Consider the following 20,675-nt stretch of genomic DNA (forward strand, 5'->3'; position numbering starts at 1 on the left):
CCGCTTCCCGTAGGAGCGGCCCATGGCCGCGATCCAGCCGATGTCTGGCGTAGCGTGGAAAACCGCGCAGCGTTTTCCGCTGGGCGAACCTTCCCGCCATTCGTGGATAAGGCTACGCCGTTATCCACCCTACGCCTCCCAACCGCCCCCTCTCCCTCCGGGAGAGGGCTGGGGTGAGGGATGATCCGCTCGGACGCTGACCTCAGGTCCCTTCGATCAGATCGCGGATGCGCACCGCCAGGGCGTCCATGGCGAAGGGCTTGGTCATCACGTGCATGCCGGGCTCCAGGTGGCCATTGCCGACCACGGCGTTCTCGGCGTAGCCGGTGATGAACAGCACCTTGAGGCCCGGGCGGCGCTGGCGGGCGGCGTCGGCCATCTGGCGGCCGTTCATGCCGCCGGGCAGGCCGACGTCGCTGATCAGCAGGTCGATGCGCACGTCGGATTCCAGCAGGCGCAAGCCGGAGCTGGCATCCGCCGCTTCCAGGGCGGCGTAGCCCAGTTCCTCCAGCACCTCCACCACCAGCATCCGTACCGTGGGTTCGTCATCCACCACCAGCACCGTCTCGCCGTGGCCCTGGCGCGGCAGGCTCGGCTGGCTGGCGGCGAGGTCGACGCCGGTGGCCGCTTCGCGATGGCGTGGCAGGAAGAGGGTGACGCTGGTGCCCTGATCGACCTGGGAATGGATGCGCGCCTGGCCGCCGGACTGGCGCACGAAACCGTAGATCATCGACAGGCCCAGCCCCGTGCCCACCCCGATCGGCTTGGTGGTGAAGAAGGGATCGAAGGCCTTGGCGATCACCTCGGGCGGCATGCCGCAGCCGTTGTCGGTCACCGAGAGGGCGATGTATTCGCCCGCTTCCAGGTCGCGGACCCGGGCCATGCGCGCATCCAGCGCCCGGTTGGCGGTCTCGATGAAGATGCGACCGCCCTCGGGCATGGCGTCGCGGGCATTGATGCAGAGGTTGAGCAGGGCGTTTTCCAGTTGCGGCGGATCGACCAGGGTCGACCACAGCTCGCTGCTGGCCACCACCTCGATCTGGATCGCCGGACCCACCGTGCGGCGGATCAGGTCTTCCATGCCGGCCACCAGGCGATTGACGTCGGTGGGCTTGGGATCCAGCGTCTGGCGGCGGGAAAAGGCCAGCAGCCGGTGGGTCAGGGCGGCGGCGCGGATGGCGGCGCCCTGGGCGGCGGTGGTGTAGCGCTCGAGATTGTTCAGCCTGCCCTGGCCGATCCGTACCGTGAGCAGATCCAGACTGCCGACGATGCCGGCGAGCAGGTTGTTGAAATCATGGGCCAGGCCGCCGGTGAGCTGGCCGACCGCTTCCATCTTCTGCGACTGGCGCAACTGCTCTTCAAGCAGCGCCTGGGTCTCCGCGGCGTCCCGTTCCCGGGTGATGTCGCGCCCGGCGCCGGTGAGGCGATCCTGTTCGGTGTCCATCGACAGCGTCCAGGACAGCCAGCGCCAGCTGCCGTCCGCCGCCAGGACGCGGTTTTCCACCCGCGCCGGCAGGCCGCTGCGGCGCAGTTCGTCCAGCGCCACCAGCACCCCCGGCAGATCGTCGGGATGGATGAGTTCCCGGTAGGGGCGGCTGAGCAGCTCGGCTTCGGAATAGCCCAGGCCGCGCGACCAGGACGGACTCACCCGCAGGAGCTGTCCGTTGAAGTCTGCGGTCAGCAGCAGGTCTTCGCTGAGCGCCCAGAGCCGGTCGCGCTCGGCGGTGCGCGCCTGGACCTCCTGGCTGAGGCTGAGATTCTGCGCCTGGATCAGCGTCTGGGCGTCGCGCTGGGCGGTGACGTCCTGGGCGAAGACATAGAAGCCGTCCACCGCCCCGCGCGCATCGCGCCGCGGACGATAGTGGATGTCGGCGATGCGTCGGCGGCCGTCCGGCCAGGCCCAGGGCAGGTCCAGCCGCGCCGGGGTGCCGTCCAGGGCGGCCTGGATGGCCGGACGCCGAGCCGCGAACAGCTCCGGGGCGAAGACCTCGGCCATGCTGCGACCCAGGATGCTTTCCGGGGCGTCCTTGAACCACTTGGGCGCCTCGATGTTGGCGAAGCGATAGATCAGCTCGCGATCGACGAAGGCGATCAGGCAGGGCAGGGTGTCGGCCACCAGCCGCAGATTGAGTTCGCTGTCGCGCAGGGCCCGCTCCGCGGTCAGCCGCGCCGTCGCCGAGCGGGTGCGATTGGCGACCTCGCGGATGAATTGCACTTCGGCCGGCGTCCAGCACCGCGCTTGGCTGGCGCTGACATAGAGCAGGGCGATGAAATGGCCGTGCTCGAACAGCGGGGTGCTGACGAAGGCGCGGGTGTCCAGCCGTTGCATGGCGGCGAGGTTGTGGCAGGTGCGGGCATCCTCGCGCACATCCTCGATGGCCACGGTCTCGCCGCGCTTGAAGTCCTCGATGCAGCTGCCATAGTCGCGGAAATTCAGGGTGCCCATCAGGCTGCACCCGCCCGGGATCGTCCAGTCGTGCTCCACGCTGATGGTCTCGGCGTCGGCGTCCACCAGGCCGTAGCCCACCCGCTGGGCGTCCAGCAGGGTGCCCAGCACTGTGCAGGCCAGCTCGGTGACCGCCTCGATGTCGTTGAGATGGCTGAAGCCTTCGCCCAGCTCTGCCAGGGCGCGGCGATAGCGCTCTTCGTCGCGGGTCGCCTGGGCGGCCTGCTCGCGTTCGGTGACATCCAGGAACAGCACCAGGAAGCTCTCCGCGCCGGCCTTGTGCGCATGACCTTCGTACCAGCGCCCGTTGGCCTGGAATTGCCGCACGTAGCTGAACGACTGGCCGGTATCCACCACCCGGGTGAAATCCTCCACCCAGAGGTCTTCGAGTTCGGGAAACAGGGTCCGGGCGGTCTGGCCGATCGCCTGCTCCGCGCTCAGGCCGAAGTGCATGCACCAGGCTCGGTTGACCTGGTCATAGCGCCAGTCGCAGCCGCGACCTTGCTCATCGCGCAGAATGGTGCCGAGGATGAAGCCCTCGTCCAGTTGCTCGAACAGACCGCGCCAATAGCGCTCGCTTTCCGCCAGTTTCTGCTGCACCTCGCCCACGTGGCGCTGGCTGTCACGCAGGGCCTGGCCGGCCAGATGCTGGGGCGTACGGTCGCGCAGGATCTTGACGAAGCCGGTATGGCGGCCGGCGTCGTCGTGCAGCGGATGCATCTCGCCGCTGGCCCAGAAGCGGGTGCCGTCACGTCGCAGGTGCCAGCGTTCGTCTTCGGCGCGACCGTCCTGCAGCGCCAGCCGCATTTCCAGCGCGGCCCGGCCGATCTGGTTGTCTTCGGGGGTGAAGAAGCGCTCGACCGGCGCGCCGCGAATCTCTGCGGCGGTCCAGCCCAGCAGGCGTTCGGCGCCGCTGTTCCAGTCGGTGATCACCCCGGCCGGATCGAGCACGATCATGGCGAAATCGATGGCACCATCAAAGATCGCCAGACGCCGCTGGGCGTCCTGGGGCGGCAGCGCGGTGCACTGGTCGAGCGCGGCGCGGAGGCGACGGACTTCGGCCTGGAGTTCAGCGTGGGAGAGAGCGGATTCAGCCATGGGGTCGTTCGAACGCGTGAGCAGCGGAAGCGGACGGCGGTGACGTCCGGCGAGAGCCTTAGAGTAAGAGAGTCGGGCGATGGCTAGCGATCTGCCAGCACCTTTTTCCGACAGACAGGGAATTAAGTAGCCGTTACGGCATCAGACAAGTGCCGGCACCCGGCTGCCAGCCGCCCATCCGAGCCTTGTGATCCAATTCGAGAAATTTCGGTCTATTTAGTCGTACTAATGAAGTAGCGTTGCCATGACCGATGTAGTTTCTTCCGCTGCTGTTACCACCGTGCTGGTCGTCGAAGACGATCCGGTGCTGAGATCGCTGGCGACGGAGGTATTCGAGATGGAAGGTTATGCCGTCCAGTCCTTCGATACCGCCGACGCCGCCTGGGGTTGGCTCGAGTCCGATCCCTTACCGCCCGATCTCCTGTTCACCGACGTGCGCATGCCGGGTCGGCTGGACGGACTCGCCCTGGCCAAGCAGGTGCGTCAGCGCTTTCCACAATTGCCGATCCTGGTGTCCTCCGGCTATACCGGCCAGCAGTACGCCGAGCGCGAGGAGCGGGCGCTGTTCCTGCCCAAGCCCTGGACCATCGACCAGTTGCTCAAGGCCTGCGGCCAGCTGGGTGTCTAGCCCGCCGCCTGGCGCGCCCGTGCCAGGCGTACCGCCGAATCCACCTCGTCCAGCGTCCAGGGCTTCTGCAGGAAGATCACCTGCTCGGGCAGCGCCGTGGTGATCTCGTAGCCGTAGCCCGAGGTGATCACCATGGGCAGCGCGGGCCAGCGCTGCAACAGCATCTCCGCCAGTTCGCCGCCACGCAGCTGACCGGGCATCAGGTGGTCGGTGATCACCAGCCCGGGGCTTTGCTGCTGCTGGAGCAGATGCACCAGGGCGTCGTCGGCGTTGTCGAAGCGAACACAGGTCCAGCCCAGTCGCTCTTCGAGGTGATTGCTCAGCAGTTCGGCGAGCAGCCCGTTGTCTTCGATGACGACGAGATAGGGGAGGGGATCAGGCGAGGTCATCGGGACTTCCGGAACGCGATGAGACGATTCCGGAAGTCTAGCAGAGGCCTGCTGGGCTCAGTCTGGCTTTCGTCTGACCATTATCAGAACTCCAGGACGATCTTGCCGAAATGGCTGCCGTCCTTCTGGAAGGCGAAGGCCGCGGCGATCTCGTTCAGCGGGTGGCTGCGATCGATGACCGGCCTAATCCCGGTGCTTTCCAGGGCGCGGATCATCTCCTGCTGATGGCGACGACTGCCGACGATCAAACCCTGCAGTCGCTGGTGGCGGCGCATCAGGTTGGCGGTGGGGACCTGGCCCTCGACGCCGGTGAGCACCCCGATCAGCGCCAGGTGCCCATGGATGCGCGCGGCCTGGATGGACTGCGCCAGGGTCGCCGGACCGCCCACCTCCACCACGATGTCGACGCCACGCCCGCCGGTGATGGCCTGCACCTTGGCGCCCCATTCCGGCTCTTCACGGTAGTTGATCAGGTGATCGGCGCCCAGGGCATAGGCGCGCTGCAGCTTTTCGTCCGAGGACGAGGTGACGATCACCGTGGCGCCCATGGCCTTGGCCATCTGCAGGGCGAAGATGGAGACGCCGCCGGTCCCCATGACCAGCACGCTGTCACCGGCCTTGAGGCCACCGTCCACCACCAGGGCGCGCCAGGCCGTCAGCCCGGCGGTGGTCAGGGTCGCCGCCTCGGCATGGCTGTAGCCCTTGGGCGCGCGGGTGAAGGCGGTGGCTGGACGTACCACCACCTCGCAGGCGAAACCGTCGACGCCATCGCCGGGCGTGGTGGAAAAGTCATCGATGGGCGGCTCGCCGTCCAGCCAGTGGGGAAAGAAGGTCGAGACCACGTGATCGCCCACGGCGAATTCGCTGACCCCCGCGCCCACCGCCTCGACCACCCCGGCGCCATCGGACATGGGAATGCGCCCATCGGCGGTCGGCATCTTGCCCAGCACCACGCCCAGGTCATGGAAATTCAGCGAACTGGCCTTGATCCGCACCCGGATCTCGCCAGCCCCCGGCTGCCCGGGATCGGGCAGTTCGCAGGGCTCCAGCTGGTCCAGACCACCGGGTTTGCGTAGGCGTATGGCGTGCATGAGAAATCCTCCGGACTGTGGCGAGCAGGACGCTCGCGGGTCAGTAGAGGACCACGGCAAGGGGCGCAGGATTCCCGCCAAGGGACCTGCGCCCTGGACCTTACTTGATCGCCTTCTGCAGTTGCTGCAGCTGCTGGGTGCGGGTGTTCAGGCGGGCTTCGCCGCGTTCGGCGTCGACCTTTTTCAGCTCGGCTTCGGCCATGCGCAGCTTGATGGTCTGCATGGCGGTCTGGATGCGTTGCTGGGTCAGGTAGGCCAGCTGGTCGACGGTGCGCTCGTTCTCGCCGTCCTTGTAGGCCTTGTCGGCCTTGGCCAGCCAGGTGCCGGCGTCCTTGGTTTCCAACGCCGCCAGCTGGGTGGCCTGGGGCTGGGATTCGAGGGCGGCGTAGTCGTTGCGCGCCTTTTCCAGGTTGGGGTTGGGCGGGGTGGCGCAGGCGGCCAGGGTGAGGGTCAGCGCCGACATCAGCGGGAGCAGAAAACGTTTACGCATGGTTTCGTCCTTCAAGAGAGCGGGCAGCCTTACTGCTGCACCTTTTTCTGTAGATTCTGTTGCAGCTGGAGGTTGATCTGACCTTCCTCACGGATCTGCTGGATGCTGTTCTGGGCATCCTGCAGCGCCGCCTGGGCCTTGGCGGCCTGGGTCTTGCGGGTCGCCAGGCGGGCATCCCACTCGGCCTGCTCGGCCAGGCGCTTGGCCTCGTCGTACTTCTCGTTGGACAGGGCGGCCTGGGCCTGGGTCCACTTGTCCTGGGCCGACTTGGTCTCGATAGGGGCGAACTGGTTGCCGCCGCCGCTCACGGCTTCGTTGACGGCGGACTGGGTCACGGCCATCTGCGCGGTCGGCGGGTTGCCGGCGCAGCCCGCGAGCAGCAGACCGCCGCCCAGGACCAGGCTGGCGAGCAGCGCACGAGGCGCGGAGAACGAAGAGGCACGAGCGGGACCGGTTTTCATCCGAACATTCCTGGCAGGTCGCCCGGAATGGGCGACAGTGCCTTTGAGACGACGAAAACGCGGCGAGGTTCGCTGCAGAACCCCAGCCGAGGGCGGCTCGCTGCGGTCAGGCCCGTACCGCCTGGTACAGCGCGCGGATCAGATCCGACTGGGTGATGATGCCGACCAGACGGCGCGAGCCGTCGATGATGGGGATGTGGCGGTGGCCGTTCTCGGAAAACACCGGCACCAGATCGATCAGCAGGCGGTCGGCGCTGGCCACCCGCACGGTGCGGGTCATGATGTGGCCGACGCTGTTTTCCTCCTGGCGCGTGCGCGGGCGGACCAGCGATCTCAGGCGCCAGCCGAGGCCTTCGTGGACATCCAGATCGATCTGCCGCATGAAGTCGGCGACGGTGACGATACCCAGCAGATGGCCCTGGCGATCCACCACCGGCAGCGCCTTGATGCGCCGGGCGCGCATCAGCGCCCAGGCTTGCTGCAGCGGCATCTCGGCGCGGGCCGTCACCGGTTCGTGGCTCATGACGTCGGCGCAGCGCAACTCGCCCATCTTGCGCTGGTAGGCGCGCGCCTCCACCTGTTCGAGCAATTCGGCGAGGTCGTCGCGGCTGATGTCCAGCACTTGGTTGTAGCGTGCCAGCACGGCGTCGAGGTCGGCGCGCTGCAGGCGCGTCTCGCCACTCGGCTCGGCCGGGCGCGGCACATGGGGCCAGGGGCGGCGGGTCAGGTTGTTGTAGAGCAGGCCGGCGCTCACCAGCAGCAGCGAATCCAGCGCCACCGGACTCCAGGCGTAGCTGAAGTCCTGGGCGCCCATCAGCACCATCAGCAGCGCCGAGGCGCCACCCGGCGGGTGCAGGCAGCGCAGGGTGAACATGGCGGCGATGGCCAGGGCGACCGCCACGGCGGCGGCCAGGTTGGCCTCGGGAATCCACAGGGCGCAGGCGATGCCGATCAGCGCCGACAGGGTGTTGCCGCCCACCACCGACCAGGGCTGCGCCAGCGGGCTGGAGGGCAGGGCGAACACCAGTACGGCGCTGGCGCCCAGCGGCGCCACCAGCGCCAGTGCCAGGGCGCCGTGCTGATGCACCGGCTGGCCTTCCAGCCACCAGGCGGCGAGCAGGGCCGCGAGCAGGATGCCGAGGCCGGCACCGAGGCTGGCGCGCAGCCGCTCGCGTCCGTCGATGGGCAGCGGCGCCGGCCAGAAGGCGCGCAGGCCCTGGACCAGGCGGGCGAAGAGAGACGGCGAAGGCGAGGGCGTAAGGGGTTCCTGGGACATGGGAGAGGCAGCTGCTGGGCAGAACGAGGGCGCTGATGGTCCCTCCTGGACGCAGCCCTGGCAAGACCGGCGCGGCGCGCTCGGCGCCCGGGTCGACGGCCAGGCGGCGACCCAGAGCGGCTGCCGTCTCCAGGCGATTTTCTGCTGCGACCGCCGGGGCTGCCGTAGTAGGATCATCGGCTGGGTGTCGCCGCAGCCACGCGGTAGGACAGGTTGAATCGAGCGCAGGTCGGGCCGCCGCGCGGAGTACGGCTGCCCATGAACTCTCCCTTTTCTCCGGCCAGGGCCCTGGCCTATCTCAATCGCTTCGTCGCGGCCGAAGCGGCCGGTGGTGTCGTGCTGATGGTGGCCGCCGCCATCGCCCTGATCGTCGCCAACTCGCCGCTGGCCGAGGGTTATTTCGCCAGTCTGCACTGGTACGTCGGTGGCCTTTCGCTCGGTCACTGGATCAACGACGGCCTGATGGCCATCTTCTTCCTGCTGGTGGGGCTGGAGATCAAGCGCGAGATGGCGGTCGGCCAACTCGCCAGCTGGGGCGATCGCGCCCTGCCGGGGCTCGCCGCCCTGGGCGGCATGCTGGTGCCGGCACTGCTCTATGCCCTGGTCAATCGCCACGATCCCCAGACCCTCTCGGGTTGGGCGATTCCCGCCGCCACCGACATCGCCTTCGCCCTGGGCGTGCTGTCGCTGCTGGGTTCGCGGGTGCCGGTGTCGCTCAAGGTGTTTCTCTCCGCCCTGGCGATCCTCGATGACCTCGGCGCCGTGCTGATCATCGCGCTGTTCTACACCAGCGACCTCTCCAGCAGCATGCTGCTGGCCGCGGCCGGTCTGGTGGCGGTGCTGTTCGTGCTCAATCGCCTCAAAGTCACCGCCCTGTTGCCCTATCTGCTGGTGGGGGCGCTGCTATGGTTCTGCATGCTGCGTTCGGGCATCCATGCGACCCTGGCCGGGGTGATCCTGGCGCTGTTCATTCCCCTGGGCGATACCGAGGCCGACGACGCCTCGCCGCTGCTCAGGCTGGAGTCCGCGCTGCATCCCTGGGTGGCCTTCCTGATCGTGCCGCTGTTCGGCTTCGCCAATGCCGGGGTCTCCCTGGCCGGGATGTCGCCGGCCAATCTGCTGGATCCGGTGCCCCTGGGCGTGACCCTGGGGCTGTTCCTTGGCAAGCAGATCGGGATTTCCCTGATGGCGGTGCTGGCCATCCGCAGCGGTCTGGCGCGGCTGCCCGAGGGTGCCAGCTGGCTGCAGCTCTATGGCGTGGCGCTGCTCTGCGGCATCGGCTTTACCATGAGCCTGTTCATCGGCGCCCTGGCCTTTCCGGGAGCGCCCTTCCTGGTCGACGAGGTCAAGATCGGCGTGCTGCTGGGGTCGCTGCTGTCGGCCCTGGCGGGCGTTGCCGTCCTGCTCCTCGCCGCCCCTCGCCGTTGAGAGGAGTCTGAGATGCCCTATGCGCTGTTCGCGGTGATGTTTGGCGGTGCCCTCGGCAGCGCCTGTCGCTGGTGGGTCGGTCTGCGGCTGAATGCGCTGTTTCCGCTGCTGCCCCTGGGCACGCTGCTGGTCAATCTGGTCGGTGGCTTCGTGATCGGCCTGGCGCTGGGGCTGTTCTCCCGTTATCCGGGGCTGGAAGCCCAGTGGCGCCTGCTGCTGGTGACCGGCTTCTGTGGCGGCTTCACCACCTTCTCGACCTTTTCCGCCGAGGTGGTGGGATTGCTGCAGAGCGGCCGCCTGGGCTGGGCGGCGCTCACCGTGACCATCCATGTGCTGGGCTCGCTGCTGCTGACCCTGGCCGGTTTCGCCCTGGCCGGTCGCCTCGGCTGAGACGCCCGGCCAGCTGGCCTCAGGCCGGCGCCACCGGGGCCTGGCGCCGCGGCTTGAATCTCAGCGCCGGCGCCTCGATCAGGTGCCAGGAGAGCACCGCGAACCCCAGGGTCAGGACATAGCTCACCAGCAGGAAACCGGGCAGCGAGAAGCTGTCGGGAAACCAGTGCATGAGCAGTTGCTGGACCGGGAAGTTGAACAGGTAGAGGCCGTAGGAATAGTCGCCGAAGCGGCCGAAGCCATGCAGCACCGGTACCTGCACCTGGGCCAGGTAGATGATCACATAGGCCAGCGACACCAGGTGGATCACCGGCAGGACATGCCAGACGATGGCCGCCAGCGACAGCAGGCAGAGCGCCAGGGCGATCTCCAGGCGCCAGGGGATGCGCGGTCCCGCGAGTTGCAGCAGGGCGCCGGCGAAAAAGAACATGCCCAGGCTGAACACCTTGTGCAGCACGAAGCTGGCGATGCCCATCTGCGGCAGCAGCAGGAAGTTGCCCAGCACCAGCACCACCAGGGTGGCCATGACCACCGAGCGGGTCAGCAGCCCCAGCACGCCGATGATCAGCAGCGACAGGTACATGAACACCTCGTAGGGCAGGGTCCAGTAGCTGCCGTTCACCGTGTCCGGAAAGGGATTGCCGGTGAAGACGCCGGGCAGTTCGAAGCGCGTCATCAAGAGGATGTTCTTGAAGAAGCCCAGGGTCTGACGATCGCTGAAGTAGGCGCTCGTTTCCCGGCTGGTGGCCAGCCAGCCCACCACCAGCACCGAGAACAGCACCGAGACGATCAGCGCCGGAAAGATCCGCAGGGCGCGCTTGAGCAGAAAGTCCAGGGGATTGCGACTGCGCTGGAAGGACGCCGTGATCAGGAAGCCGCTGATCACGAAGAACACATAGACGGCGATGTTGGCCGCGTCGGTGAAGCCGGTGAAGTTGAGGATCGGCTCGGCGCCGATATGCCCCGAGAGCCAGAAGCCGTGGCCGATCACCACGGTGGAGGCCGCGGCGAATCTCAGGAAATCGAAGTTGTTGCGTCCCTGGGGGACGTGGGCGGTAGTCATGTCTGCTCCTCGCAGCCGTGGCCCATGCCGCGGCCACCCTCCGGGAGCGGACTCCGGCTGGACGGCGACGCGAACGGCATCGGCAGAGACGCCCGTCATAAGACGCGCGCAGGCAAAGGCCGCTGCCGGCTGGGCCGGCAACGAAAGGACGACAGCCGACACGATCAGCGAGATCGGCCGGCCGGCGAGGGCAGGGGTGCTATGGGGGGCTGAGCGGCGCGAAAGCGGGCGTCATGCGCCAGGACTCCGGAAAAGCGGTACCGCACGCGGGAACGGGGGCGGCGAGACGCGCGCAGGCGAACGGGGTCTGGGGCCTCCCGGCCGCCCCGGTCATTGCGTGCGCCTCGCTCATCAGGCGCTGGCCTGCAGCGGCTGGTCGTGCACGTCTTGCGACTGTTCCAGGGCGAAGGGTTCCTGGGCGAAGTAGAGGGCGGCGCTCTGGCGGGCGTGATCGCCGAATTCATGGGGATGGCGCATGACGATCCGCTCGAAGGCGCCCGGCTCCAGGCCGTCTTCATAGAAGCCGTTGTGGCACTGCAGGATGCCCGAGGCGCAGACGCTGCGCTCGACCGCGGCGATCAGGCCGCCGGCCCTGAGGCTCTTGACGATGTTGTGCGGCAGCCGCTGGCGGCGGCGCAGACTGGCGGCGGTGTCGCTGAGGGTATCGAGGATCTCGCTCTCGGCGGGCGTCAGCTTGCGTACGTCCAGCTTGGACTTCTGCACCAGGTAGCGACGGGAGAGCAGGCGGGCCTGGTCATTGAGGGCCTTGAGCACCGCGCCGCTGAGTTCACCCCGGGTGAACAGGCCGGTTTCCAGGGCGATCAGATAGGACCAATCGTTGATGAGCGGAATCTTGCTGATGTCACGTTCCATGTGAGTGCCTGCGTCCATTTAAGTTGGCTAATTGAGGATAGGACACCCTCAATGGTTCCAGATGGCCAGTATAAGGTGACGAGTGGCATGGAATTTGACGCTCCTGACAAGAATTGTCGGTTTTTTGTCGAAGTGGGTCACGCCTTGGGGATGCAACCTCAACGTTGCGCTTGGGGTCCCTTGCTGGAGACCTGGCGCGAGTCGGGTAACCCTTCACAACGTCAGGTGATGAGATGAGTGACCCTGCAGCCGCTACGACCCCCGCCGATCTCGAGTGCGATGTCGCCGTGATCGGGGCCGGAACCGCCGGCCTCGCCGCCGAACGCGCCGCCCGCCGCCAGGGCGCGCGCACCCTGCTGATCGACGACCGCTGGGCCGGCACCACCTGTGCCTCCGTGGGCTGCATGCCCTCCAAGCTGCTGATCGTCGCCGGGGAGGCTCATCATGCCGTCCGCCGCGCCGGCACCTTCGGCATCGAGGTGGGCAGCGTCAGCGTCGATGGCGCGGCGGTCATGGCGCGGGTGCGGCGCGAGCGCGATCATTTCGTCGCCGCCACCAAGGAGGGTTTCGCCAAGTTGCCCGAGGGCGTGGCCCAGCGCGCGACGGCGCGCTTCGTGGCGCCGGATCGCCTGCAGCTCAGCAATGGTAAGACGATCAGCGCGCGCAGCGTGATCATCGCCACCGGCTCCTACCCCCTGGTGCCGGAACCCTTCGACGCCCTCGGCGAGCGGGCGCTGACCAACGAGACGATCTTCGAACTCCCCGATCTGCCGCGCTCCCTGGCCGTGATCGGCACCGGTCCGGTGGGCCTGGAACTGGCCCAGGCCATGGCCCGCCTCGGTGTGGCCGTCACCCTGTTCGGCCAGGACGATGGCCTGGGCGCGCTGGAGGACCTGGAGGTCAAGGCCGAGTTGCGCAAGATCCTGGAACAGGATCTGACCCTGTACCTAAATGTGGAGGTGGATGCCCGGCGGGAGGGCGAAGGCGTGCGGCTGTCCTGGTCCGGCGCGGCGAGCGGCGGGGGCGAATTCGACTACGTGCTGGTGGCCGCCGGGCGACCATCGCGGCTGAAGGGCCTGGGGCTGGAGACCACCGGCATCGAGCTGGACGACCATGGCACCCCGGTCTACGACCCCGAGACGATGCAGTGCGGCGCCTCGTCGATCTTTATCGCTGGCGATGCCGACCATGACCGGCCGATCCTCCACGAGGCCTCCGACGAGGGCGCCATCGCCGGGCACAATGCCGCCTGCTATCCCGAGGTCCGACCGACCCCGAGATCGCCGCTGTTTTCGCTGATCTTCACCGATCCGCCGGTGGCGGTGCTGGGCAGTCCGCCCGATAAGGGCAGTCTGATCGGCACCTCTTCCTACCACGACCAGGGCCGCGCCCGGGTCGAGGCGCGCAACCAGGGCATCGCCCGCTTCTATGCCGAACCGGGTACCGGCAAGCTGACCGGCGCGGCCATGGTCGGACCGGGCATGGACCATATCGGCCATCTGCTGGTGCTGGCGCTGATCCACGGCGAGACCGCCAGCTCGCTGCTGGACATGCCCTTCTACCACCCTACCCTCGAAGAAGGCCTCAAGAGCGGCCTGCGCGAGATCTGCAAGGCTGCCCACAGCAACCTGCGCGGCGATCGCGACCAGGGTTTGCCGTCCGGGGCTTGAAGGGGGGGTCGATCCGCCAGTGGAAAAGGCTGCGCCGTTTTCTACGCTACGGTTTGGCTCAAGGCATCCTCACCCCAACCCTCTCCCAGAGGGAGAGGGAGCTGTCCTGCGCAGCGGGGAGGTTCAACGTCCGTAGGGTGGATAACGGCGCAGCCTTATCCACGCGTCCCGGAATCCCGGCCAACAAAAAGCCCCGGGGGATCACCCGCGGGGCTTCTGCTACCGCCAAACAGTCATCAGGCCTTGAAGCGCCGCACCAGGCCGTCCAGTTCGCCCGACAGTTGCGACAGCCGCGAGGAGTCGCGGGTAGTGGACTGAGCCAGGCCTTCCACCTGCTGGGCATCGTCGTGGATCTGGGCGATGTGGCGGTTGATGTCCTCGGCCACCTGGTGCTGTTCCTCGGCCGCCGCGGCGATCTGCAGGGCCTGGTCGCGGATCTCGTCCACCGACTGGCGGATGCCTTCGAAGCTGCCACGCGCCTCGCTGATGGAGGCCACGCTGGTCTGCGACAGCTCCAGGCTGGTCTCGATCTGGCGGGTGACCTCCTGGGTGCGCCGCGCCAGGCTGCCAAGCAGGCCGTCGATCTCGCCGGTGGAGTCGGCGGTGCGCTTGGCCAGGGCCCGCACCTCGTCGGCCACCACGGCGAAGCCACGCCCCTGCTCACCGGCCCGCGCCGCTTCGATGGCGGCGTTGAGCGCCAGCAGGTTGGTCTGTTCGGCGATGCCGCGGATGGTGTCGAGGATGGTGTTGATGTTGTGGCTGTCCTGTTCCAGCACCGCCATGGCCTGGGCCGACTGGGCCAGGCTGCCGCTGAGCTGGTTGACGTTGCCGGTGGCCTTCTCGATCTGGCCGTAGCCTTCCTGCACCTTGTGATGACCGGCGTCGGCGGAGGCCGCGGCCTGGCTGCAGGAACGCGCGACCTCGTTGGAGGTGGCGACCATCTCGTTGAAGGCGGTGGAGACCAGCTCCACGGCTTCGCGCTGGCGCCCGGCGACCTCGTTCATGCTGATCGCCGCCTGGGTGGTGGTCTGCGAGGCCTGTTGCAGGTCGTTGGAGGCCTGGCCGATGCGCTGCACCAGCTGGCGGATGCTGGCGAGGAACTGGTTGAACCAGCCGGCCAGGGTGGCGGTTTCGTCCTTGCCCTGGACGCTGAGACTCTTGGTCAGATCGCCTTCGCCCTGGGCGATGGATTCGAGGCCGGCGGAGACACCGCGGATCGGCCGCACGATCATGCCGGCAAAGGCGGCGCCGAGCACGGCGAACAGCAGCGCCAGCACCGCGGTGATGCCGGCGATCTGCCAGGTCAGGGCGGTGGCCTTGCCCATGACTTCGCTGCGCTCGATCAGGCCGATGAATTTCCAGCCCAGATCCTTGGCCGGATAGACGTTGACCATGTAGTCGGTGCCATTGAGGTTGACCTCACCCAGCCCGCTCTGGATGCCGCTGAGGGTCTGGTAGGCGTCACCCAGCTCCTTGAGCTGCTTGAAGTTGTGCTTGGGGTCGCGCGGGTCGACCAGCACGTTGCCGCTGTCTTCCACCAGCAGCAGGTAGCCGCTCTGACCCAGGGTGATGCTCTTGACCAGATCGGTGAGCTGCTTGAGCGAGATGTCCAGGCCCACCACGCCGCGGACCTTGCCGCTGGCGTCTTCCATGGTCCGCACCACACCCATCAGGGAGACGTCGTCGGTCGCCCAGTAGTAGGCCGGGGTGCGCACCACCTTGCCCGGATTGTTCATGGCCGCCTGGTACCAGGGGCGCACGCGCGGATCGTAGTTGGCCAGCTTGGCGTCGTCCGGCCAGCTGACGTAACCGCCATCGGCCAGGCCGACCGACAGGTAGGCGGTGGTGGGGTGGGTCTTGGCGAAGCGGGTGAAATAGGCCAGCGCCTGCTGGCCGGCTTCCGGCTGCGGCAACTGGGCGGCGTCGGCGCCGCTGTAGTTCTTCAGGCCTTGCAGCGCGACGATGTTCGGCTCCTTGGCGAGGAAGTCGACGTTCTGCTGGATGCCGGAGAAAAACTGCTGGATGTTGCGATCGATCTGGCGGATTTCGCGCCCGCTGCCGTCGAGGAAATCGCCGGTGGCCTGGCTGCGCACGTTCATGATGACCACGCCCGCCACCAGGATCACCGGGAGGCAGGCGGTTACCGCGAAAAGCGAGGTGAGTTTCTGCTTGATGTTCATCGAAAGCCCCGGTCGCGCCCTGGCGCGAAGAATGACGGCGACATGCCTTCACTCTGCATCGGCCCGGATAAGTCCGACTTGATACGGGATGAGAAATTATTCCATTTGGTCCGTAACAAGCCGGAAAATCGCCGATCGGTCGGCTAACGACCCGCTATAACTCTTTCTTCAGATGACGTTCGATTTCTTCCAGGGACTTGCCGCGCGTCTCCGGCAGGCAGAAATAGACGAACAGCAGCGAACCTAGGTTGATGGCGGCGAAGACATAGAAGGTGTAGTTGCCGATGGCTTCCAGGGCCACCGGAAAGCTGAAGGCCACGGTGGCGTTGCACAGCCACTGCACGGCCACCGCCACCCCGGTCAGCAGGCCACGGACCTGGTTGGGAAACAGCTCGGACATCAGCAGCCAGTAGACCGGCGCGATGCACATCTGCATGAACAGCAGGAACACTAGGATGCAGGCCAGCGCCAGGTAGCTCTGGGTGAGGTCCTGCGGCAGCCACAGCAGCACGCTGCCCAGCGCCAGCTGCGCCACGACCACGATCACCAGGCCGATCAGCAGCAAGGTCCGCCGTCCGGCGCGGCCGATGGCCCAGATGCCGAGCAGGGTGGCGATCACCGAGACCACGCCGTTACCGATGGTGGCAGTCAGGGCCGCGCTGGTGCCCATGCCGGTGCTCTTGAGGATGATCGGCGTGTAGTACATGAAGGCGTTGACCCCGGTGAACTGGGCGACGAAGCCTAGGCCGATGCCCAGCAGGAGCAACTTGACCACCCAGCCCTGGCTCAGCAATTCGCGCAATGGCGGCCGATGTTTCGCCTGTTCCTCGCTCTCGCGCATTTCCTCGACCTCGCGCTGCACCTCCTCGGGGGTGTCGCGTAGGCGTTCCAGCACGGCTTCGGCTTCTTCGATCCGACCCTTGGCCGCCAGCCAGCGCGGCGAGGTGGGCAAGAGAAAGGTACCGGCGAACAGCAGGATGCCCGGCACCATGGCGATGGCCAGCATGTAGCGCCAGATGCCGTTGTCGTGCACCAGCCAGGCGAGCAGGGCGCTGAGCACATAGGCCAGCAGCTGGCCGCTGACGATCATCAGTTCGTTGCGACTCACCAGGCGCCCGCGGCGCTTGGGGCCGGCGATCTCGGCGATGAACACCGGCACCGTGGCCGACCCGCCGCCCACCGCCAGGCCGAGCACGAAGCGTGCGACCACCATCAGTTCCACCGAGGGCGCCACCGCGGTGCCCAGGGCGCCGACGACGAAGAGGATCGACAACAGGCGCAGGGTGGTGCGGCGGCCATAGCGGTCGGCGAGATAACCCGCCGCCAGCGAACCGAAGGCCGCGCCGACGATCAGGGCGGCGGTGACCAGCCCCTCGGTATAGGCATTGAGGCCCAGGCCGCCCTGGTCGGGTGGCAGGGTCATGAAGGGCAGGGCGCCGGCGATGATGCCGGTGTCGTAGCCGAAGGCCAGGGCGCCCATGGTGGCGACCAGCACGGTAATGAAGATCAGCCGGCGGGCCGAAGCCTTCTGGTCGGGGTCGACGGCGGGGGAAGCGGAAGCGGACATGGCAGAGCGGGATCCTGGCAAGACACGAAGGGGGCCGGCAGCGGGCGCCTCCAGGCCAGCGAAGCGAACGAATGCAACGTTTCGAGTCAGCGAAGGGGCGCCGCGAGTGCAGGCGTGGGGGATTAGGGCGGGGATGCCGGCTGGAGTTCCCCAGGGCGCGTGGCAGTCCCGTTCCGACCAACGGGCCGCGCCGCAGGCGCGGCGCGAGGGGTTTTCGCGAAGGGCCCGCCTTGAGCCCCGCAAGCCCACCGGCGCTTGGCGTGCAGCCCGGCACGGGTGCGGCAGGCAGCCGTTTTGCGGCGCCGCTTCGACTGGAACTCGGGCGGCCGGCGCTGGCTCAGCTACCTCGAAGCCCGCCTGAGAAACGACCATGGATGCACCCTGCGCCGTCACCTACCAGCTCTTTCCGGAAATCGAGCAGCCCAACCGCAGCGGTCGGCTGCGGGTGAGCGCGTTGCACGAACTCTACTGGGAGGAATGCGGCAATCCCCAGGGCGTGCCGGTGGTCTACCTGCACGGTGGACCCGGCGAAGGGGCCGAGCCCAGCAAGAGGCGCTTCTGGGATCCGGACCACTACCGCATCGTGCTGTTCGATCAGCGCGGCGCCCTGAGATCCACCCCCCTGGCCGAAACCCGCGACAACACCACCCAGCACCTCATCGATGACCTCGAACGGTTGCGCGAGCACCTGGGTATCGAGCGCTGGCTGCTCACCGCCGGCTCCTGGGGCACCACCCTGGCGCTGGCCTATGGCGAGGCCCACCCCGAGCGCTGCCTGGGTTTCCTGCTGCGCGGCATCTTTCTCGGCACCGCCGACGAGGTGCACTGGTACCTGCACGGCATGCGCCGCTTCTTCCCCCGTGCCTACGAGGATTTCGTCAGCTGGATTCCGGAAGACCGGCGCGATGCCGCTCTGGACGCCTACCTCGAACGTCTGCTCGGCGAAGACCCGCAGGCGCGCCTGGACGCCGCCCGGGCCTGGGTGCGCTACTCGGCCAGCTGCTCCCTGCTGCGCCACGATCCGGAAGGCGTGGAAGCCCAGGCCGCCGACGAGCAGACCACGCTGGGCATGGCCGTGCTCGACGCCTGGTACTTCAAGCATCAGCTGTTTCTCGAAGAGGACCAGTTGATCCAGGGCCTGGCGCGCATCCGCCAACTGCCCTGCTACCTGGTCCAGGGCGGCCACGACATGATCGCCACGCCGAATTCCGCCTACCGGCTGCACAAGGCCTGGCCCGGCTCGGTGCTCAAGATCGTCAACGACGCCGGGCACGCGCCCACGGAGCCCGGCACTACCAGTGCCCTGATCGAAGCCACGGAGCGTTTCAAGAGGGACGGGCGCTTTGCCTGAGGGCGTCAGCTGCCCAGCCGCTCCACCAGGAAATCCACGAACACCCGTACCCGCGCCGGCATGGTCGAGCCGCCGACGAAGACCGCGTGGATGGGCTCCAGATCGCCCGGATTCCAGGCCTCCAGCAAAGGCACCAGGGCGCCGCTGCGCAGGTCCTCGGCCACGCTGAATTCCCCGATGCGGGCGATGCCGGCGCCTTCGCGGGCCAGCAGCGCCAGGGCCTCGCCGCTGTTGCACTCGATGTTGCCGCTGATCTTCAAGGCGAAGGCCTGGCCATCACGGACGAAGGGCCAGTCGGGCAGGGCGCGGCGAAAGTTGAATCTCAGGCAATTGTGCTCGAGCAGGTCTTCCGGCACCTGGGGTGTGCCGTGGCGGGCGAGATAGGCCGGCGAGGCCACCACCACCTGCCCGGTGACGCCGATGGGGCGGGCGCTCAGGGGGCTGTCGGCCAGCTGGCCGAAGCGGATCGCCACGTCGGCCTGGCCGGCGAGGATGTCCACCACCTCGTCGCCCAGCGCCAGGTCCACGACGATGTCCGGATAGCGGGCGCTGAAGGCCGCCACCAGCGGCACCATGGTCATGCGGCCATGGCCGAGGGCGGCGCTGACGCGCAGGCGCCCACGCGGTACGCCCTGGTCGGCGATGGCGTCTTCCACCTCGGCCAGGTCCGCCAGGATCCGTCGCGCCGCGCGCAGATAGGCCTCGCCCTCGACCGTGAGGGTGATGGCCCGGGTGGTGCGCAACAGCAGTCGCGTGCCGAGGCGCTGCTCGGTACGGGCGATGGAGCGACTCACCGCCGAAGGCGTCAGGTGCAGGGCTCTGGCGGCGGCGGACAGGCTGCCGGCCTCCACCACCTGGGCGAATACCGCCATCTCTCCCGAGCGACCATTCAGATCCACTTGTGACTCCAGGGCAAAGGTGCATGCCAAAACCGCCGTCTACCGGCGCTTGAGCGGGGAGCTTAGCATTCGCAGCATAGATAAGGAGCCTCTCCCATGCGTATCAATCCACCCCTGCTGGCCCTGGCCACCGGTGCCTTCGGCATCGGCGTCACCGAATTCGCACCCATGGGCATGCTGCCGGGCATCGCCGCCGATCTTGGCGTGTCCATTCCGGCGGCGGGCCTGCTGATCAGCGCCTATGCCCTGGGCGTACTGATCGGCGCGCCCCTGATGACCCTGACCACCGGCCGCATTCCGCGCCGTCATCTGCTGATCGGCCTGATGGCCATCTTCACCCTCGGTAACCTGATGTCGGCGTTGGCGACCGACTACACCAGCCTGCTGATCGCCCGGGTGGTGACCTCGCTCAACCATGGCGCCTTCTTTGGCGTCGGCGCTCTGGTGGCGGCCAGCGTGGTCGCCCCGGACAAGCGCGCCGGGGCGGTCGCCGCCATGTTCATGGGTCTGACCCTGGCGACCATCGGCGGGGTGCCCCTGGCCACCTGGTTCGGCGAGTTGCTCGGCTGGCGCCAGGCCTTTTGGGGCATCGCCGGTCTCGGCCTGCTGACCATGGCCGCGCTCTGGTTCGCCCTGCCCAACGTGGCCCTGCCGCCGAGCGACGGGGTACTGGCCGAGATCCGCGTGCTGGGTCGCCCGCCGGTGCTGGCGGCCCTGGGGCTGACCGTGGTCGGCTCCGGTGCCATGTTCACCGTCTTCACCTATATCGCGCCGATCCTTGCCCGCGAGACCCATGGCTCCACGGCCTTCATCACCGCCATGCTGGTGCTGTTCGGCGTTGGCCTGACCCTGGGCAACCTCTGGGGCGGCAAGGCGGCGGACAAATCCATCGACCGCACCCTGATCGCCTCCCTGGGCGTGCTCATCGTGGTGCTGCTGGCCTTCAGCGTGCTGATGCGCTGGCCGCTGGCGGCCGCCGTGGCCATCCTCGTCTGGGGCATCGCCAGCTTCGCCCTGGTGCCGCCGCTGCAGATGCGCGTGATGGAAGCCGCCAAGGACGCCCCCAACCTGGCTTCGGCGGTCAACATCGGCGCCTTCAACCTGGGCAATGCCCTCGGTGCGGCCCTGGGCGGCGCGGTGATCGACGCCGGTCTCGGCTATCCGGCGATCTCCCTGGCCGGCGCCGGCATGGCCGCCCTGGGCCTGCTGATGACCCTGGCGCTGGCCTGGCGCGGTCGGTCCGCAGACGCTGTGATGGCGAGATAGCCGCGCGTAGACCGATCCGAGGCCTGATGTCTGTAGGAGCGGTCGCTACGGCGCACCGGCATGGCCGCGATAGCCGACGGACCCGTAGTGTGGAAAACGGCGCAGCCTT

General features: G+C 67.7%; 16 protein-coding genes and 2 pseudogenes. 6 read left to right on the top strand and 12 right to left on the bottom strand.

Features of this window, described 5'->3' with window-relative positions; all coding sequences use genetic code 11:
- Positions 1–202: 202 nt before the first annotated feature.
- A complete protein-coding gene (locus PSK12I2_RS25335; protein WP_027600076.1) occupies positions 203–3,544 on the bottom strand; it encodes a PAS domain S-box protein in 3,342 nt (1,113 codons plus the stop codon).
- A gap of 244 nt (positions 3,545–3,788) precedes the next feature.
- Between PSK12I2_RS25335 and PSK12I2_RS0121845 the strand changes: the two genes are divergently transcribed.
- A complete protein-coding gene (locus PSK12I2_RS0121845) occupies positions 3,789–4,172 on the top strand; it encodes a response regulator (RefSeq protein ID WP_007160682.1) in 384 nt (127 codons plus the stop codon).
- Here PSK12I2_RS0121845 and PSK12I2_RS0121850 read toward each other — a convergent pair.
- From PSK12I2_RS0121850 to PSK12I2_RS0121870, 5 genes and pseudogenes are all read right to left on the bottom strand, one after another.
- Entirely contained in the window at positions 4,169–4,561 is a 393-nt protein-coding gene (locus tag PSK12I2_RS0121850) for a response regulator (protein WP_007160683.1), read from the bottom strand. The genes PSK12I2_RS0121845 and PSK12I2_RS0121850 overlap by 4 nt on opposite strands.
- An 83-nt stretch (positions 4,562–4,644) precedes the next feature.
- Complete coding sequence (locus PSK12I2_RS0121855) at positions 4,645–5,652, bottom strand: NAD(P)-dependent alcohol dehydrogenase (RefSeq protein WP_027600078.1); 1,008 nt, start codon at positions 5,650–5,652, stop codon at positions 4,645–4,647.
- A gap of 106 nt (positions 5,653–5,758) precedes the next feature.
- Positions 5,759–6,142: pseudogene (locus PSK12I2_RS0121860) on the bottom strand (DUF4398 domain-containing protein); the annotation flags it as partial.
- A 29-nt stretch (positions 6,143–6,171) separates the two neighbouring features.
- Positions 6,172–6,603: a DUF4398 domain-containing protein gene (locus PSK12I2_RS0121865; protein ID WP_027600079.1), complete on the bottom strand. Its 432-nt coding sequence runs from the start codon at positions 6,601–6,603 to the stop codon at positions 6,172–6,174.
- Between the two features lie 106 nt (positions 6,604–6,709).
- Complete coding sequence (locus PSK12I2_RS0121870) at positions 6,710–7,879, bottom strand: HPP family protein (protein ID WP_037008021.1); 1,170 nt, start codon at positions 7,877–7,879, stop codon at positions 6,710–6,712.
- A gap of 258 nt (positions 7,880–8,137) precedes the next feature.
- On the opposite strand from PSK12I2_RS0121870, the gene nhaA reads away from it, so the two are divergent.
- Entirely contained in the window at positions 8,138–9,307 is a 1,170-nt protein-coding gene (nhaA, locus tag PSK12I2_RS0121875) for a Na+/H+ antiporter NhaA (RefSeq protein WP_027600081.1), read from the top strand.
- A gap of 12 nt (positions 9,308–9,319) precedes the next feature.
- Positions 9,320–9,697 (top strand): fluoride efflux transporter CrcB, encoded by a 378-nt coding sequence (gene crcB / locus PSK12I2_RS0121880; RefSeq protein ID WP_027600082.1) that lies wholly within the window; start codon positions 9,320–9,322, stop codon positions 9,695–9,697.
- A gap of 19 nt (positions 9,698–9,716) precedes the next feature.
- On the opposite strand, the gene PSK12I2_RS0121885 is transcribed toward crcB, so the two are convergent.
- Both PSK12I2_RS0121885 and PSK12I2_RS0121890 read right to left on the bottom strand, forming a co-directional pair.
- Positions 9,717–10,760: an acyltransferase gene (locus PSK12I2_RS0121885; protein WP_027600083.1), complete on the bottom strand. Its 1,044-nt coding sequence runs from the start codon at positions 10,758–10,760 to the stop codon at positions 9,717–9,719.
- A gap of 351 nt (positions 10,761–11,111) precedes the next feature.
- Positions 11,112–11,633, bottom strand: a complete 522-nt coding sequence (locus PSK12I2_RS0121890; RefSeq protein WP_027600084.1) for a hypothetical protein — start codon at positions 11,631–11,633, stop codon at positions 11,112–11,114.
- A 233-nt stretch (positions 11,634–11,866) separates the two neighbouring features.
- Between PSK12I2_RS0121890 and PSK12I2_RS0121895 the strand changes: the two genes are divergently transcribed.
- Positions 11,867–13,303, top strand: coding sequence for a dihydrolipoyl dehydrogenase (locus PSK12I2_RS0121895; protein ID WP_027600085.1), 1,437 nt, complete (start codon positions 11,867–11,869; stop codon positions 13,301–13,303).
- Between the two features lie 236 nt (positions 13,304–13,539).
- Here PSK12I2_RS0121895 and PSK12I2_RS25670 read toward each other — a convergent pair whose 3' ends face one another.
- From PSK12I2_RS25670 to PSK12I2_RS0121905, 3 genes and pseudogenes are all read right to left on the bottom strand, one after another.
- The gene (locus tag PSK12I2_RS25670; protein WP_371099676.1) at positions 13,540–14,307 is read right to left on the bottom strand and encodes a methyl-accepting chemotaxis protein; all 768 of its coding nucleotides are present in this window, start codon (positions 14,305–14,307) and stop codon (positions 13,540–13,542) included.
- Between the two features lie 87 nt (positions 14,308–14,394).
- A pseudogene (locus PSK12I2_RS25675) lies at positions 14,395–15,483 on the bottom strand (cache domain-containing protein); the annotation flags it as partial.
- 154 nt (positions 15,484–15,637) lie between these two features.
- Entirely contained in the window at positions 15,638–17,050 is a 1,413-nt protein-coding gene (locus PSK12I2_RS0121905; RefSeq protein WP_027600087.1) for a sugar porter family MFS transporter, read from the bottom strand.
- Between the two features lie 370 nt (positions 17,051–17,420).
- Here PSK12I2_RS0121905 and pip point away from each other — a divergent pair, with 370 nt between their 5' ends.
- On the top strand, positions 17,421–18,401 hold the full coding sequence (gene pip / locus PSK12I2_RS0121910; RefSeq protein WP_027600088.1) for a prolyl aminopeptidase: 981 nt from the start codon (positions 17,421–17,423) through the stop codon (positions 18,399–18,401).
- A gap of 5 nt (positions 18,402–18,406) precedes the next feature.
- On the opposite strand, the gene PSK12I2_RS0121915 is transcribed toward pip, so the two are convergent.
- Positions 18,407–19,300 (bottom strand): LysR family transcriptional regulator, encoded by an 894-nt coding sequence (locus PSK12I2_RS0121915; protein WP_027600089.1) that lies wholly within the window; start codon positions 19,298–19,300, stop codon positions 18,407–18,409.
- 96 nt (positions 19,301–19,396) lie between these two features.
- Here PSK12I2_RS0121915 and PSK12I2_RS0121920 point away from each other — a divergent pair, with 96 nt between their 5' ends.
- Positions 19,397–20,566, top strand: coding sequence for an MFS transporter (locus PSK12I2_RS0121920; RefSeq protein WP_027600090.1), 1,170 nt, complete (start codon positions 19,397–19,399; stop codon positions 20,564–20,566).
- The last annotated feature ends 109 nt before the right edge of the window (positions 20,567–20,675 follow it).

It is taken from the genome of Pseudomonas sp. MOIL14HWK12:I2 (genome assembly GCF_000510745.1).
In the GTDB taxonomy this organism is placed as follows: domain Bacteria; phylum Pseudomonadota; class Gammaproteobacteria; order Pseudomonadales; family Pseudomonadaceae; genus Chryseomonas; species Chryseomonas oryzihabitans.